1 protein-coding gene is annotated in these 881 nt (G+C 48.4%); it reads left to right on the top strand.

What is annotated here, in order from left to right; genetic code table 11:
* Window positions 1-132 precede the first annotated feature (132 nt).
* Entirely contained in the window at window positions 133-702 is a 570-nt protein-coding gene (locus tag NK662_RS24535; protein WP_497717179.1) for a type I glyceraldehyde-3-phosphate dehydrogenase, read from the top strand.
* The last annotated feature ends 179 nt before the right edge of the window (window positions 703-881 follow it).

Here is an 881-nt window from a genome sequence, read left to right as displayed (position 1 = left end):
ACTGACAAGGACAAGGCCGCTGCTCACCTGAAGGGTGGTGCTAAGAAGGTCGTCATCTCTGCTCCCAGCAAGGATGCCCCCATGTTTGTTGTTGGTGTCAATGAGTAGGAGTACAAGCCTGACATCGACATTGTGTCCAATGCTAGCTGCACCACCAACTGCCTTGCTCCACTTGCCAAGGTTATCAATGACAGGTTTGGTATTGTTGAGGGTTTGATGACCACTGTCCATGCAATCACTGCAACTCAGAAGACCGTTGATGGACCCTCGAGCAAGGACTGGAGGGGTGGAAGGGCTGCCAGTTTCAACATCATCCCTAGCAGCACTGGAGCTGCAAAGGCTGTCGGCAAGGTGCTTCCTGCTCTCAATGGAAAGTTGACTGGTATGGCTTTCCGTGTTCCAACCGTGGATGTCTCTGTCGTTGATTTGACTGTCAGGCTTGAGAAGCCAGCATCCTATGATCAGATTAAGGCAGCTATCAAGGAGGAGTCTGAGGGGAAACTCAAGGGTATTCTGGGTTACGTTGAGGAGGACCTTGTTTCCACAGACTTCCAGGGTGACAACAGGTCAAGCATCTTTGATGCAAAGGCCGGTATTGCTCTCAATGACAACTTTGTTAAGCTTGTGTCTTGGTATGACAACGAATGGGGATACAGCTCTCGCGTTGTTGACCTGATCCGTCACATGTACAACACCCAGTAGAAGATGGTCACTCTTTCGGAAGAAATGGAGTAGAGTGCTACTGAAAATAAGTCGGACCTTTTGCGAGCTACTCCAGTAGAGCTTCATTAGCTGTATGCTGCCTTTTGTTTTTGCTGGCTTTTCGCATGATGTTTTATTAAAACTCGATGTAATGTTAATTTGTGTACTTCATCTCCGGC

The sequence above is a fragment of the Ectobacillus ponti genome, assembly GCF_024294785.1.
GTDB lineage: Bacteria > Bacillota > Bacilli > Bacillales > Bacillaceae_G > Ectobacillus > Ectobacillus ponti.
The sequence above is the reverse complement of the archived record's forward strand: the minus strand, read 5'-3'. Positions and strand labels throughout refer to the sequence as shown.